At 37.7% G+C, this 15,220-nt stretch carries 18 protein-coding genes, 1 tRNA gene and 1 pseudogene; 2 read left to right on the top strand and 18 right to left on the bottom strand.

What is annotated here, in order from left to right:
- Positions 1-3: 3 nt before the first annotated feature.
- Entirely contained in the window at positions 4-1,428 is a 1,425-nt protein-coding gene (gene gndA, locus HMPREF1514_RS08850) for an NADP-dependent phosphogluconate dehydrogenase (protein ID WP_003071834.1), read from the bottom strand.
- A 91-nt stretch (positions 1,429-1,519) separates the two neighbouring features.
- Positions 1,520-2,056, bottom strand: a complete 537-nt coding sequence (locus HMPREF1514_RS08845) for a YceD family protein (RefSeq protein ID WP_006268073.1) — start codon at positions 2,054-2,056, stop codon at positions 1,520-1,522.
- A gap of 187 nt (positions 2,057-2,243) precedes the next feature.
- Here HMPREF1514_RS08845 and HMPREF1514_RS08840 point away from each other — a divergent pair, with 187 nt between their 5' ends.
- Positions 2,244-3,503, top strand: coding sequence for a hypothetical protein (locus HMPREF1514_RS08840; RefSeq protein WP_037598785.1), 1,260 nt, complete (start codon positions 2,244-2,246; stop codon positions 3,501-3,503).
- A 68-nt stretch (positions 3,504-3,571) separates the two neighbouring features.
- On the opposite strand, the gene htpX is transcribed toward HMPREF1514_RS08840, so the two are convergent.
- On the bottom strand, positions 3,572-4,468 hold the full coding sequence (gene htpX / locus HMPREF1514_RS08835; RefSeq protein WP_037598784.1) for a zinc metalloprotease HtpX: 897 nt from the start codon (positions 4,466-4,468) through the stop codon (positions 3,572-3,574).
- Position 4,469: 1 nt separating this feature from the next.
- On the bottom strand, positions 4,470-5,030 hold the full coding sequence (locus HMPREF1514_RS08830; protein WP_003068112.1) for a LemA family protein: 561 nt from the start codon (positions 5,028-5,030) through the stop codon (positions 4,470-4,472).
- Between the two features lie 147 nt (positions 5,031-5,177).
- On the opposite strand from HMPREF1514_RS08830, the gene rsmG reads away from it, so the two are divergent.
- A complete protein-coding gene (gene rsmG / locus HMPREF1514_RS08825; protein ID WP_037598783.1) occupies positions 5,178-5,891 on the top strand; it encodes a 16S rRNA (guanine(527)-N(7))-methyltransferase RsmG in 714 nt (237 codons plus the stop codon).
- A 51-nt stretch (positions 5,892-5,942) separates the two neighbouring features.
- Here rsmG and HMPREF1514_RS08820 read toward each other — a convergent pair whose 3' ends face one another.
- The 14 genes and pseudogenes from HMPREF1514_RS08820 to HMPREF1514_RS08760 form a co-directional block, all read right to left on the bottom strand.
- A complete protein-coding gene (locus tag HMPREF1514_RS08820; RefSeq protein ID WP_037598782.1) occupies positions 5,943-6,767 on the bottom strand; it encodes a glycosyltransferase family 8 protein in 825 nt (274 codons plus the stop codon).
- Between the two features lie 15 nt (positions 6,768-6,782).
- Complete coding sequence (locus tag HMPREF1514_RS08815; RefSeq protein ID WP_003068106.1) at positions 6,783-7,535, bottom strand: SDR family oxidoreductase; 753 nt, start codon at positions 7,533-7,535, stop codon at positions 6,783-6,785.
- A 32-nt stretch (positions 7,536-7,567) separates the two neighbouring features.
- The gene (locus tag HMPREF1514_RS08810) at positions 7,568-8,404 is read right to left on the bottom strand and encodes an energy-coupling factor transporter transmembrane component T family protein (RefSeq protein WP_037598781.1); all 837 of its coding nucleotides are present in this window, start codon (positions 8,402-8,404) and stop codon (positions 7,568-7,570) included.
- On the bottom strand, positions 8,397-10,076 hold the full coding sequence (locus tag HMPREF1514_RS08805; RefSeq protein WP_037598779.1) for an ABC transporter ATP-binding protein: 1,680 nt from the start codon (positions 10,074-10,076) through the stop codon (positions 8,397-8,399). Before HMPREF1514_RS08805 ends, HMPREF1514_RS08810 begins: the two co-directional genes overlap by 8 nt.
- An 11-nt stretch (positions 10,077-10,087) precedes the next feature.
- Positions 10,088-10,848 (bottom strand): annotated as a pseudogene (locus HMPREF1514_RS08800) (nucleoside phosphorylase).
- A 566-nt stretch (positions 10,849-11,414) separates the two neighbouring features.
- Complete coding sequence (locus tag HMPREF1514_RS09800; RefSeq protein WP_332252854.1) at positions 11,415-11,762, bottom strand: DUF6773 family protein; 348 nt, start codon at positions 11,760-11,762, stop codon at positions 11,415-11,417.
- Complete coding sequence (locus tag HMPREF1514_RS09745) at positions 11,728-11,895, bottom strand: hypothetical protein (RefSeq protein ID WP_225908970.1); 168 nt, start codon at positions 11,893-11,895, stop codon at positions 11,728-11,730. Before HMPREF1514_RS09745 ends, HMPREF1514_RS09800 begins: the two co-directional genes overlap by 35 nt.
- Before the next feature lie 13 nt (positions 11,896-11,908).
- Positions 11,909-12,247: a hypothetical protein gene (locus HMPREF1514_RS08790; protein WP_037598778.1), complete on the bottom strand. Its 339-nt coding sequence runs from the start codon at positions 12,245-12,247 to the stop codon at positions 11,909-11,911.
- A 13-nt stretch (positions 12,248-12,260) separates the two neighbouring features.
- A complete protein-coding gene (locus tag HMPREF1514_RS08785) occupies positions 12,261-12,737 on the bottom strand; it encodes a DUF6773 family protein (protein WP_037598777.1) in 477 nt (158 codons plus the stop codon).
- Positions 12,727-12,939 carry a helix-turn-helix transcriptional regulator gene (locus HMPREF1514_RS08780; protein ID WP_037598776.1) on the bottom strand — a complete coding sequence of 71 codons (213 nt, stop codon included), beginning with the start codon at positions 12,937-12,939 and terminating at the stop codon, positions 12,727-12,729. Before HMPREF1514_RS08780 ends, HMPREF1514_RS08785 begins: the two co-directional genes overlap by 11 nt.
- Complete coding sequence (locus tag HMPREF1514_RS08775) at positions 12,923-13,129, bottom strand: hypothetical protein (RefSeq protein ID WP_037598774.1); 207 nt, start codon at positions 13,127-13,129, stop codon at positions 12,923-12,925. The genes HMPREF1514_RS08780 and HMPREF1514_RS08775 overlap by 17 nt, the downstream gene beginning before the upstream one ends.
- Before the next feature lie 144 nt (positions 13,130-13,273).
- Entirely contained in the window at positions 13,274-13,819 is a 546-nt protein-coding gene (locus tag HMPREF1514_RS08770; protein ID WP_037598773.1) for an ECF-type riboflavin transporter substrate-binding protein, read from the bottom strand.
- Positions 13,820-13,833: 14 nt separating this feature from the next.
- Positions 13,834-14,682 carry an SAM hydrolase/SAM-dependent halogenase family protein gene (locus tag HMPREF1514_RS08765; protein ID WP_006270191.1) on the bottom strand — a complete coding sequence of 283 codons (849 nt, stop codon included), beginning with the start codon at positions 14,680-14,682 and terminating at the stop codon, positions 13,834-13,836.
- A gap of 420 nt (positions 14,683-15,102) precedes the next feature.
- Positions 15,103-15,176: transfer RNA gene (locus HMPREF1514_RS08760), tRNA-Pro, on the bottom strand.
- Positions 15,177-15,220 lie beyond the last annotated feature (44 nt).

Below are 15,220 nucleotides of genomic sequence, written 5' to 3'. Positions count from 1 at the left end.
ATCCTATTTTTCATCATACCAAGAATAGTGGTAAATGCCTTCTTTATCCTTGCGTTCATACGTATGCGCCCCAAAGTAATCGCGCTGCGCTTGAATCAAATTAGCTGGCAAGTTTTCTGCACGATAGCTATCAAAATAAGCAATCGCACTAGAGAAAGTTGGCACTGGCACACCCGCCTGAACAGCTAAAGCAACTACATCGCGAACAGCTTGTTGATATTTTGCAGTAACATCCATAAAGTATTCATCAAGAAGTAGGTTTGCAAGATCTGCATTACGGCCATATGCATCTGTAATTTTTTGCAAGAAACGAGCACGGATGATACATCCAGCACGCCAAATAGAAGCAATTTCACCAAATGGAAGATTCCAAGCCTGCTCTTTAGATGCGACACGCAATTGTGAAAAACCTTGTGCATAAGACATGATTTTCGAGAAGTATAGAGCTTGGCGAATTTTTTCAATTAATTCAGCCTTATCCCCATCAAATTTAATAGCAGTAGGTTTTGGAAGAACTTTGCTAGCTTGAACACGTTCTTCTTTATAAGCAGAAATATAACGTGCAAAAACAGACTCCGTAATAAGTGGAAGTGGAACACCAAAATCAAGAGCTGATTGGCTCGTCCATTTACCCGTTCCTTTATTTCCAGCTGCATCCAAAATGTAATCAACGATTGGTCCATCTTGTCCTTCATCATCTTTACGTGTCAAAATATCAGCAGTGATTTCAATCAGATAGCTATCCAACTCACCCTTATTCCATTCAGTAAAGATTTCAGCCATTTCTGCTGCTGAAAATCCAAGCAAGTGCTGCATTAAATCATAACTTTCTGCAATCAATTGCATATCGCCATACTCAATCCCATTGTGGACCATTTTTACATAATGACCTGCACCATTTGGTCCGATATAAGTTACACATGGTGCCCCATCCTCTGGCGCTTTCGCTGAAATTTCTTCCAATACATCTGCTACCAATTCATAGGCTTCTTTTTGTCCACCAGGCATGATAGATGGACCTTCAAGCGCACCTTTTTCACCACCAGATACACCTGTCCCGATAAAATTGATTCCAGAATTTGCCAATTCTTCTGAACGACGAATAGTATCTTTATAGAACGTATTTCCACCGTCAATCAAGATATCTCCCTTATCAAGAAACGGTAACAATGCCTGAATCGTTGCGTCTGTCCCTGGCCCAGCTTTAACCATGAGCATGATCCGACGTGGTTTTTCAATAGAATTCACAAAACTTTCCACATCGTAACTTGGAACAAAGTTTTTTTCAGGATGAGATGCAATCACATCCTCTGTTTTATTCGCTGATCGGTTGTAAATTGCCACTGTATAGCCACGAGATTCAATATTAAGGGCGAGGTTACGCCCCATAACAGCCATACCAACAACACCAAAATTCGCTTTTGTCATTTTGCACTCCTCTTTTTTGTTTGTCTTATTTTATCATTTTTAAGCAGGAAAAGAAAGGATTTGTTGCTAAAAACCAATGTTAAAGAGGGGGTCACTCTTCATCAAATAAGCCTTGCAAACTGGCGAACGGACTATTCTTCTCTTTTTGCGCTTGTTTACTTTTTTGATACTCTTCTTCAGTCATGACCTGCCAATCATTTCCTGAAGGCATGCAGTCACTCGCTTTCTCCTCGGACGTCAACACTTTAAGTGGAATATGCAATAAAATATTATCTGCCACACTTTCGGCTAGATTGATTACTTCATTTTCAATCGGCAACACCAAATCATCAGCTATCAAATCTTGATCCATTTTCCCACTATGTGCATCAGAGAAAACCTCATTCACCAAGTAGTTTTCTTTTTGATCTACCGGTTCCATGCTACGACTGGACGCTAGTGTAATGGTATAAGACAAATCATAATCTAAAAAGTAAAGGCCATCCTCATACTGCACCTTTCCACTTGCAACAATGTCTGCGACATTCAAAATTTCTGGATTGCGCATTTGTAATTCTTGTGTCAAATCAAAATCTTGCTCAAAAGTAAGACCATCTGGATTTTTACGAATTTCTTGAATATGTAACATGATTTCCTCGTTTGTATTTAGATTTCTAGTTTTATTATACCATTTTTGAAAAAAGACATAAAGTTCACTTGCAAGTTACTTTACTATACCATTCACTTACTTATACTTTATTACCACTTACAGAAAATGCCTTGAAATCAGGCTCGTTCCTGCTATAATCATTGCAACAAATAAAAAGGAGATTAGGATGAAACTCATCTTCAAAAATAAAGTATTCGCTTTTATCAGCTTGTCACGCATGTTCAATATTCTAGGTTCTTCCATTTATAATATTGTTTTTGTTGTTTTTGCTTCTAGTCTGCCACATCCAAAGTTTGCTGTGGGAATTGCAAATTTTATCGTTCTTATTCCAACATTTTTTACGATATTTATCGGTATGCAAGCGGATAAAACGATTCAGAAAGCTCGCTGGCTCATTCATATGGGTTATGTACAAGCTTTCGTCTTTACTGCGGTAGCTATTTTGACAAAGTCTAGTACCTATATTGCCTTTTCAACCGTTTGTCTCATCAATATCCTTTCAGATACTATCAGCGACTATCGCAGTGGACTACAAATGCCTATTTTGAAAAAGAATATTGCTGATGTAGATATGATGGAAGCTTTTTCTTTCACACAACTCCTCACCTATCTATCCAATCTTGCTGGACAAGCTCTTGGTGTTTGGCTATTAACTGTTAGCAATCAAAACTTCACTCTAGTCGCTCTTATCAATGCCCTGTCTTTCCTACTATCTTCTACAACACTCTATTTTGTCCGTCACCGTTTGACCCACGAAATCGTTCAACGTGAACAAATAAAGACGATTCCGCTAAAGCAGCAATTCAAACAGATGTATCAAGGCTCTAAATTAATTTTTGAGCAAGATAGTTCTACTAATTTTTTCAAATTACTATTACAGGTGCTCATCCTTAATGCGCTAGGTGGCTCTATTATGGCTCTTTATAATTTGTATTTATTGGATCATCCTTTATTTGGTCTCTCTTTCAGCCAATCTTTACTAATCTTTGAAACGACGTTTATTTTAGGAGTTATTTCTGCTAGTCTTACCCCAAATGATTATTTTAGCAAATTATCGATCAATAAATTAGCTCTTTGGTCTTCTCTAACAATTCCTATTTTAGGGATTATCAATTTCTATCATTTACCTGTTTTTCTAGGATTACTTGTTATTTTCTTTATGATGTATATTGCTGGGAAGGTCAATCCTAAAATTAACAGCCTGCTTCTCAGCAAACTGCCTTCAGATGTTTTAGCTCAAACTTCTAGTTTTCTTAGTTTGCTCTTTTCGTTCTCTATTCCACTAGGAACGATGATTTTTACCAGTCTAGCTATTTGGAATATGAAAATCACCTGGATGGTGTTTACAGGATGCGGTATCATATCCCTCCTACTCTCATTAAGAAAAGATAGGAATAAAACTAGATTGCTTTCACTTATATTGTAAAACAGCAAAAAAGATCGGGATAGACAGTCATGATTGCAACACAATCATAGGAATCTATCTCAATCTTTTTACATTTTTCTTAAACGATCAACCCGTTCAGAAATCGGTGGGTGGGTGTAAAATAATTTTTGCAAGCCACCTTCTTTTTTCGGATCATTAATATAGAGAGCTGCACTAGCATCATCAACTTTATGGTGCATAGGATCGCTATTTTCTAATTTCAAGAGAGCATTAATCATCCCTTGTGGATTGCGAGTTAATTCTACACTTGAAGCATCCGCTAAAAATTCACGCTGACGAGAAATGGCTAATTGAACCAACGTTGCTGCTAAAGGAGCTAATATAATCGCAACGAGCGATAAAATCAACATTAGAACGCCCAAACCATTATCATTATCTCGGCTATCACGTCTGCGACCACTCCCACCAAACCACATCATACGCCCTGCCAAGCTCGATAACATCGTTACCGCACTAGCAAGCACTACTGCAATCGTTGAAATTCGAATATCATAATTCCGAATGTGACTCACTTCGTGTCCAATAACAGCTTCCAATTCTTCACGATTCATCATATTCAACAGACCTGTTGTCGCTGCTACTGACGCATTTTCAGGTTTTGAGCCTGTTGCAAAAGCATTGGGTGATGAGTCTTCAACAATATACACTCGTGGCATAGGAACTTGGGCTACCATTGCCATATCTTCTACCACATGATAAAGATCAGGAACCTCAGCTTCCGTGACTTGTCGAGCACCATTCATGGACATGACAACCTCAGTAGACTGAAAAATCATGCTAAAAGCATAAATCCCTCCAATGATAAAGGCAATCAGCACTCCGCCAAGAATCGAATCGAACCACAAATAGCCAACTGCAGCACCAATAATCGCTAAGAGAGCAAAAAATGCAATCAAGAGAATCCACGTTCGTCTTTTATTACTAGCAATTTGATCAAAGAGCATATTAGTCTCCTAAACCGCTAAAATCAACTTTTGGTACGGATTTTTCTTCCTCTGGAACAGCCAAGAAATCTGCTGGCTTAAAACTGAACATTCCAGCGACAATATTACTTGGAAATGTTTCTAGCTTCACATTATAATTGCTTGTTACGCTATTATAAAGTTGACGAGAATACGAAATTTTATTTTCAGTATTAGTTAATTCTTCTTGCAATTTTACAAAATTTGTACTTGCTTGTAATTCTGGGTAATTTTCTGCAACAGCAAAAATTCCTGAGATCTGACGCGTCAAGGCATCACTTGCTTTCATAGCTTCTGCTGGAGTTGTTGCAGCAGCCACCTGCCGACGCAGTTCTGTTACTTTTTCAAACGTTGATGCTTCATATTTGGCATACCCTTTGACCGTTTCAATCAAATTTGGCAACAAGTCATTTCGACGTTTCAATTGAACATCAATCTGACTCCATGCTTCTTTGGTTTGCATGCGACTTTTGACAAGACCATTGTAACTAGCAATTACAAACAGCACTAGTACCACTACAATAGCTAAAATAATTATCCACATAGTCATTCTCCTTTTAATTTATTATAGATATTATACCAGAAAAATGAAAATAATAAACATTTTAACTTCTTCAAAAAAGAAATTTTAAAGATTCTCTTCTGATTATTTGGTATAATAGAGGCAAGAAGATACAAGTAAGGACAAATGATGACACCCGAAGAATTTTATCAACTTTTAAAACAGCAACAGATTGAACTCACGGACCGACAACAGATGCAGTTTGAACGCTATTTTGAACTGCTCGTTGAATGGAATAAAAAAATCAATCTGACAGCTATCACTGAAAAAAAAGAAGTATATCTCAAGCATTTCTATGACTCCATTGCACCCATTTTGCAGGGATGGATTAAAAACCAAAATATCAAACTATTGGATATTGGAGCTGGGGCAGGTTTTCCTAGCCTCCCTATGAAAATCCTCTATCCAGCGTTAGATGTGACGGTTATTGATTCTCTAAACAAGCGCATTCTATTTTTAAATCATTTGGCTGACGAATTAGATTTGGAAAAAGTTCATTTCTATCATGGTCGGGCAGAAGATTTTGCTCAAGATAAAGACTTCCGCGCCCAATTTGATATTGTAACTGCGCGCGCCGTTGCCCGTATGCAAATCTTAGCCGAACTAACCATTCCTTTTCTGAAAGTTGGTGGACGTCTTTTAGCACTCAAAGCTACTAATGCCCCTGAGGAATTAACGGAGGCTAACGATGCTCTCAAACTTCTATTTAGCAAAGTCAAAGAAAATAGTAGCTATCAACTTCCAAATGGCGACCCACGCTATATCACTATTGTTGATAAGAAAAAAGAAACTCCCAATAAATACCCTCGCAAAGCAGGAATTCCTAATAAACGCCCCTTATAAAACGAAACACCAAGCACTTTAAAACTGCTTGGTTTCTTTATTATCTCCAATTTAGCCCACTTTTCTACAGCAATGCTGGACATGCTTATAAAGGGCAGCATAGCGGCCGTGGTAGTCTTTCCGCCAAGGCTTATCTCGGCCACAAAAGTGAAGAAAGACAGTATGTTTTATGACCCAGTCTAAATCCCACTCTCCCTTACTTCTAGCGTAATAAAGAACATTATAGCGTACATCGTAATTATATAATTCATCTGGAATCTGGAGTGTCAAATGCCCGTACAAAGCATTTAGTACATCTTGGTCTGGTAAAAAAAGTTTAAAACGATTTTGAGCAATATAATCTAAAATAGCGTCACGCTTCACTTTTTGTCGAATTGCTGTCAAATTCATGAGTAAAACTCCTGAATTATAGTAACTTTCTGCCTCAAAATTTTGTAAGCGTAGCTTATTGACTAAATCTGTCATGTTAGTATCTGAACCATGACTAGCTGCAGCATATAAAGAAGCGCCTAACTCTATTTCATAAAGTGAACAAATATCATTCAAACATAAAATATCGGCGTCCAAATATAGAATTTTGTCTAAATCCTTAGGGAGATATTCATAAGCCAATAAACGATAGTAAATTGTCTCTGGATACCGATCAGCGATTGGAGCATCTTCAAAAGCTCTTTCACCAATCACAACTGGATCATAAACGATTCCTAATGCCTCACAAAAGCTCTCAATCTCTGCATGCTTTTTTAACAATTGTTTCTGCAAGACAAACACATGCAGCAAAGCTGACGGTGTATTCTGATACACTGAATACAAGGTCGTTTTAAACGGCTCTATATAGTGATCATCAATTGAGAATAAAAGATTTATTTCCATCATTTATTCCCCATCTATCTATTCTTCTCGAAAAACGGGTTGTGGACCAAATGTTTGTGAAACAGGCATGAGCTCAATTCGGTTAATATTGACATGAGGAGGCTGCCCAACAATCCAAGCAACAGTATCGGCAATATCTACTGGCTGAATAGCATGAGCTCCTTCATACAATTTTTCAGATCGTTGCTTATCTCCCTTAAACCGAACAGTTGAAAATTCTGTGCCTTCACAAAGACCGGGTTCAATATTGGTCACACGAATATGATGTCCAGCCAAATCAGCACGTAAATTCAGAGAAAACTGTTTTACGAATGCTTTACTAGCTCCATACACATTAGCTCCCGGATAAGGGACTGTCCCAGCAGTTGAACCAAGGTTGATAATAAGCCCACTATCCCGCTCTACCATTTGTGGTATAATCTGGCGTGTTAGATAAACCAAACCAACAACATTAGTCTGAATCATTGTCAGCCAATCTTGCATATCTGCTTCATAAGCCTTATCTAAACCCAATGCCAAACCTGCATTATTGACCAAAATATCAATCTTTTGCCAAGCCTCTGGCAAATTTTCTAAAGCCTGATCTACACTTTTCACATCCGATACATCCATTTGAAGTGGATAAAAGTTTGCAAAGCCCAATTCCTGCTGAAGTTGCGCTAATTTTTCTGATCTTCTTGCTGCACCAATCACTTGATGGCCTTCTGCCACCAAACGGCGACAAATAGCTTGTCCAAAACCAGCCGAAGCTCCTGTTACCAATGCAATCATTTTCTTCCTCCTATATGTATTTTCATTCTTATTTATAACCAAGGATTGTAAAATCGACCGTGATTCACGATAAAGAGTAATAGACTGAATAATAAAAATAAACCAGCCAGTACAATTACTTCAATATCCAACCTCTGAAAAGCCTGATAAGTGTACCATGTCCGTTTTTTATTTTTGCCAAAACGCCGCAATTCCATAGCTGTCGCAATCGTATCAATCCGTTCCAGCGAACTAAAAATCAAGGGAACAATAATTTGCAAATTGCCTTTGATTCGCTGACTGAACTTTGCTTTTTTTGACAATTCTAATCCACGCGCTTCTTGGGACATTCTAATCAAGTAAAACTCCTCTTGCAAATCCGGAATATATCGCAGCGTTAAGCTGACAGAATAAGCTATTTTATAGGGTATTCCGATTTGATTCATGCTAGAGGCAAACTGACTTGGATGAGTTGTCATCAGAAAAATAACCGCCAAAGGGATGGTGCAGAGATATTTCAAAAATAAATTAAATAGATAAAATATCTCCTGTGCTGTTACAGTGTAACTACCTAATCCACTTAGCCAAACTGTCTGTTCTCCATAAATCTCTACTCCATACTGAGGTGCAAACAGGTAGACCATGATGAGATTCAAAGCAGCAAAAAGACCAGCAAAGATCAAAATAAATGATACATCCTTAAAATGGATATGAGACACTTTGAATAAAAAGAGCGATCCAACCGCAATGACCAATAATAAACGTGTATCATAGCTAATCATTGCTGCAGTTGATACTAAAATGAAAAACAACAATTTACTAGCACCCGATAAGCGATGAAGAAAGGTCGTACCCGCATGGTAACCGATTAGTTTTTGTTGATTAAGCATGACTTTTTTCCCTTTCTCGCATGTAAAATTCAGTCAAAGCTAGCGGATCTACTTCTAGTTTTTCAGCCAAAGAAAAAATTGATGTTTCTTTCAGATTTGCCGCCTGAATCAACTTCTTATCTGTCAGAACTTCTGCAGGGGCTTTATCTGCTAAGATATGTCCATCCAGCATGACAATCGCACGTTCAGAATAATCCAGCATTAATTGCATATCGTGTGTAATCATCACAATAGTGTGGCCTTTTTGATTCAACTCGTCCAAAAAATTCATGATTTCTGTATAATTATGTTGGTCTTGCCCAGCTGTTGGCTCATCCAAAAGAATAATCTCTGGATTTAACACTAAAATGGAAGCAATGGTCACACGCTTTTTTTGCCCAAAGGACAAAGCAGAAATAGGCCAATGTCGAAATTCATATAGACCACAAGTTTTTAGTACAGTTAAGACTCGCTTTTTTATTTCTTCTTCTGCAACGCCACGTAGCTTCAATCCCAAGGCAACTTCATCAAAAATCATGGTTGTTGAAATCATCTGATTTGGATTTTGTAACACATAACCAATCCGCTCTGCCCGCTCCTTGATAGAGTCATTTTTGATGTCTTTTCCCTGCCAAGTATAGCTTCCTTCCGTTTCAATGAATTGACAAAGCGCTTTTGCTAACGTGGATTTTCCTGCACCATTTTTTCCAACGATCGCAATCTTTTCCCCTCTAGAGATTGCTAGATGAATATCCTTTAAAACTTTTTTCTCCCCATAAGCAAATTGAACGTTTTTCAATTCTAGCAAGTAATCTTGCACCTGTGGTTTTTGAATAGGAACCAACTCTCCCAAAAATTGAATAGAAGATGCGTCTATCTGATCTAAAGTTGCCAACTGTGTAGCATCTTTCACATGAAAGCCAAGCTGGCGCAGCGTTGTAAGATAAAGAGGTTCACGAATACCATTGGCAGCTAGTAAATCCGTATGCAACAAATCATCTGGACTACCATTAAACAAAATTCGGCCATCATTGATGAGCACAATTCGATCAATCGCTCGATAAAGCACATCTTCCAAACGATGTTCAATGATGATCGTCGTCGTTCCTGCTTCCGCATGAATTTGGTCAATCAGCTCAATTGTATCCTGCCCTGATTTAGGATCTAGGTTTGCCAAAGGCTCATCGAACAATAAAATCGGACTTTCATCAATCAACACCCCGGCTAAACTGACCCGCTGTTTCTGCCCACCAGACAAATCTTGAGGACGCTGATGTAAGAGCGACAGTAGCTCCAATTTCTCAGCCCACAAATGTACCCTATCTCTCATCGTTGGCAAATCCACCATGTCGTTTTCCAAAGCAAATGCTAAATCTTCTGCAACGCTCAACCCGATAAACTGACCGTCTGTATCCTGCAAAACTGTACTCACGAGATTTGACAGTTCATAGACGCTCCTATCAAAGACAGACTTTCCTTGAATCAATAAACTTCCTGTCATTGCTCCATGATAAATATTGGGGATAATTCCATTCAAGCACTGGCCAAGCGTCGATTTACCACAACCAGAAGGCCCCACAATCAGGACTTTTTCCCCCTCATAAATTGTCAAATCAACATTTTTTAATGTTGGTTCTGTCTGTACTTGATACTGAAAACTAAAATTTTCAAATTGAATAATTGGTTTTTCCATCACATTCTTCTTTATAAAGCAAGAGCAATTTGTATTGCTAAGTTAGCTACTTTGTCTTTTTCATCTAAATCTGCATGATCGACAGATTACGCATATCCCAATTTTCCTCGGACAAATGATCCGCCGCATAAAAGAAGTGGCAGATGGGAATATTACGAAAAGCGGCTAAGGCTGCAACTGCTGAACATTCCATATCTACACAAATGGCTCCTGCTTCTTTACGCTTATACAATTTTTCTGCGGTCTCTCGATAAATGCCATCCGTTGTCCAAACTTTACCAACGGAGTGAGAAATCCCATTCTCATCTAAAAAGGAAATCAGAAAATCTTGCAAGCCTACATTCACTTCTATCTCATCAGAAGCTGGCAGATAATGGTAACTAGTTCCTTCATCACGAATAGCCATCTGAGGTACAATGATGGACGTTTCCTTAATAGCTTCATCTAAAACACCACATGTTCCAAATAAGACCAATTTTTTCATCCCGAAGGCAATCAAATCTTCTAGAATAGCGACACAAGCTGATGCACCAACCGGTGCATTAAATAGAGCAATCGGTGTACCTTTTACAACAATCCTGTAAATTGGAATCTCAATATTTGCCATAGAGGTAGAGGTCAACAGATCATGCTGAAAATCAGCCAACATGCGTTCAAAAGTTGCATGAGCAAAACAAGATACTACTGTCTCAGGAAAATCTGGCAACGCCTCAATCAAATCTTCTGGATTGATAATCGCTCTGCGATTGTTATCAAATTCCTCTAAAATCATCCACTGCTCCTTCCATATATACTCATTCTATTGTAGCACAAAAGAAAATAAGATGAAAATCAATTTTGAAGTTCCTTAAAACTCTCCCTAAGTGTAAAAGAATCTAACCAAACAAAAAGAGTTCAGCTTCTTGCCGACCCTACTTGGTTAATGAGAAAATGTGACAATGATTAAAATGGTCGACCTTGTCGACGAAGTAAACTAAAACTCGTTGAGATTGGCGTCTCAGTCGACAAAACAAACCAAAACTTGTTAAGATTAGCGACCCAGTCGACAAAGCAAATCAAAACTCGTTAAGACTGCCGACTAGAGCGACAGGACGAACAAGAACTTCTTTCTTCTGGCCGAGCCTCGGATGATATGAACCAAAAGTAGGTTGCTCCATCTGAGCCTCGGACGATATGAACCAAAAGCAGTTTTCTTCATCCGAGCCTCGGACAACATGAACCGAAACTAGTTTGCTCTGGCCGAGGGGCAGACGGATTACCCAAAAAGTAGTTCACTTTTATCAAAAAGAGGCTGGGTAGCCCAACCTCCTTAGCCATATAAGGCATTCTGCTCTTCTATCATTCAGAATCATCCATTTCCTTGTCAATCTTATGTTGACAGGATTGATTGTATGTATTTAAAAGCCAATTAAGTATTCCTAGCGCAACCAAATACATGATAAAATTGCCAAATAGAAACAGAATAAAATCATTTGTCGGACGAGTTTTATCATGCAATACACCAAAATGATAGTGATAATAACCACTCAAAACTGTCAAACAGAATGCTTGGAATAAAGTCATGAGTATTCCTAGCTTCTTCTTTTCAACAATTTTTTCTTTCCTCATCACAAAGAAGTAAATTCTGCCGCTAATCAGAATAGCTAGCAATTCATCCACATAAGATTCTATTGAAAAGTGAAACAGGAAAAACTTGATAGTAATTCCAAAGCTTAAAATGACAAGTAAAACTCGAAACGCATAGGGCTTCAGCCATATATGCCCCTTGCCGAATACGCTCGTCCTTTTCGCCATCAAAATAATCCTTTATTTTGTTCATGACAAACCTCCTCTCAGGCTTCATCTTCTAATTCCGATAAATATTTCTCAAATCGCCTTTTCTGCCATTTTCCAACAACTTCTAATAGCAGATTAAACACCAGAATGATAGGGAGATACAGCAAAAATGTAATTGGGATAGCCAATAAAAACTTGGCATGCAACGGATTGTTCTGATACATAGCATGATTAACCAAGAATAACTGCGCATAGATTTCCCCTGAATGGACAAAGACACTTCCAATATAAAAGATAAAATTACTAATCATCAGCAAACTAAATGCTTCCGTCCCAGCCTTATTGACCAGTTGCTCTTCTCGCTCATCCAAAATCTGACGTTTTATGAATTTCATCTGCTCTCCTTTGCTATTCTTCTAATTCTTTTTCCAATTGTCTCTGGCGTTTGATATTCAACCAATCAACTCCTCTATCCAAAAGACAAGAAACCAAAGCAATCGTCACTAGAATAACTAAAAATTTTAAAATTGAGTGCTGATTCAAATATAGCTGTATTTTAGAGAACTTGCCAACAAAAGAAGCAGATAAAATAATGAATGCCACCTTAAATCCGTTTACTAAACGACTTTTCAATCCTTTTTCTGAATCATACTGACGAATTGCCAAACCAAGCTTCCAAGAACGAATAAGCGCATAAAGCTCCATTCCTACTATTATCACAATTTCCGGTAGATACGCTGCAATTGATAGATGTAAAAATGTCATTTTAATAAAGATAGATGTCAACAACAAGATAACCGCTAAAAAAGCAATCTCATTACCTAATTTTTGTTCCATCTGTATCGTTCGCTCATCTTGAAAGACTCGTTTCTTTTTAATTTTCATTTTTATTTTCCTCCCAAAATAATTGATCCAATGTTTTGTCCAATCGTTTGCAAATTGCAATACAAAGACTCAAGCTAGGATTGTATTTCCCTGCTTCGATCAAACCAATTGTTTGCCGTGTCACACCAATCGCGTCTGCCAAATCTCCTTGGGTCAAATCATGCTCAACCCGAGCCATTTTTAATTTAAGGTTTTTCGCCATTCTCTTTATCCTCTTGACTAAAATCACTTTTTTTCTTTGTCGCGTACAAGGTGAAACCCAAAATTATATTACTAAAACCCAGAACTATGAACGTCCGATTTTTCTGACTCAATCCTACTAATAAAAAAGTTATTCCTAGCAACAGACATATCATGTAAGCTGCTCCTACTGGTTTTTTATCATTTTTCATAAATTTCAATTCCTTCCTCATTACTATTACACAATATATTTTATAAAATGCAATATATAAATAACATTTTGTGCATTTTTATGGCCTTAGAAAAAATTTAAAATAAAAAAGCTCAGATTATTCTTTCTGAGCCCTCAAATATAACTAATCCTTTTTCAAACTTCCCGATTTGGTTTGTGTACGAGCATAAGCCAGCAACAGCACTGTTCCCGCAATAGCAACAGTTAAGCCATTAGAAATCGTTGCAACAACACCTTGTACCAAAACCTTATTGACAGGCTCATTGTAAATCAAAATATCCCCTAATGGGGCAATAACAACCCATACTATAGCATTAGCTAATACTTGAATCACATTAAAAGATATAATATCTTTTACCTCAAAAGTCCCTTGCGTAGCACGAATCCGTTTTCGAAATAGCCCAACAATCAAACCAAACAAACCACTGGCAATGACCCATGACCACCAAGGATTCCCATATTGCAATGAATCCTTTAGTGCATGACCGACAAAGCCCGTCAAAAATCCAACGACAGGTCCGAAAATTACACTAAACAAGGCTTGCAAAGCATACTGCAATTGAATACTAGTATTTGGAACAGGTGTTGGAATACTAATCATCCCAATAACAACAAAGAGAGCTGCTCCAATCCCCGTTGCGACAACACTTCTTATTGAATTATTTTTCATAACAACCTCCTTTATTATTTTTCAATCCGTTTGATTTCAATACTCCATTGCGCTCCGACTCCTACATTATAGGCTTTTGCAAAAGAACCTTGATTGATAGCCAGACCAACACGATAAAGAGAATTGATATACAAAATTGGCTGACCAATCCGGACATCCGCAAAAGATTTCCCATAAGTCACCTGATTCTGATAGACCAGCATATCATTATTGTAAATCGTGACCTCAAACCGATCACCAAATTCAGGACTTAGAGTATAAAATTCCTCACGCCTAATAGAAGTCCACAGTGACCCAAAACGAACATCTAAAATATCAATAGCCCCACTAACAAAATCATTCCCAATTGTCGTTTCCACAACAGGAATTTCCATGATATCCTCAGTATCTAGTTCAGGTCCTACCTCCTCAAAAGTAATATGTCCACTAGCTAGTTTTGCCCCTGTATAAGCATAAACATCCCGACCATGAAACGTATAAGAATGCTCCGTATTTTTTCGTCGGTTTTCCACCTCCGAAATCTCACGAATCGCAACAATTCCCACATGTTTCTTGATAAAAGAAAGTGTCCCATTATTTGGCGTGACAATATACTGATTTTGTACAGTTTTGGCAACCACACTTTTGCGCTTAGAGCCAACACCCGGATCCACAACTGATACAAAAGTTGTTCCCTCCGGCCAATAATTCACCGTTTGAAACAAACGATAACTTCCCTCAAAAATATTGTAAGGCGTAATATCATGGGTCAAATGATGTATTTTTAAAGTTGGAGATTCTTCTAACGCCACACCGACCATCGCCGATACAGCCCCATCTACCAAACCGAAATCTGATTGTAGTACAAGTAAATTATTATACATCTTCTCTCCTTCATCACACTTCTATCATAACACAAATTAAATTTCTTATCCATATCTATTTTTTTATCACATCAATAAATACTATCTATAGTTATTCGCCCATCTTAGCAAATGACTAAATATAAAATAACTATTTTGAGTTAATACAAATCTCAAATATTAGAAAATAACATTACCAGCAAAACATAATAATTTCTAACCTAATATTTATAAAATTTCACACCTCTCCAGAATGTAACATATGATTCAAGAAGTTGATAATAAATAAGCCAGTAGCATTTACATATAAAAGAGAAAAGCAAAATACTTCTCCCGCTTTCAATACTACAATTTATATTAAGTCGAAAAAAGGAGAGAATAAACTTATTCTCTCCAGATGTTAAAAACTAACATTTATTTAAGCTAATATCGAATAAAATATCGGGAAGACAGGATTCGAACCTGCGACACCTTGGTCCCAAACCAAGTACTCTACCAAGCTGAGCTACTTCCCGTATAGGTAGAAAAACCGAAGCCCTCAGACTTCTTCCCTATGCAC

The organism is Streptococcus sp. AS20, from assembly GCF_000524255.1.
Taxonomy (GTDB): domain Bacteria; phylum Bacillota; class Bacilli; order Lactobacillales; family Streptococcaceae; genus Streptococcus; species Streptococcus constellatus.
This window is presented reverse-complemented; position numbering and strand designations above follow the sequence as displayed.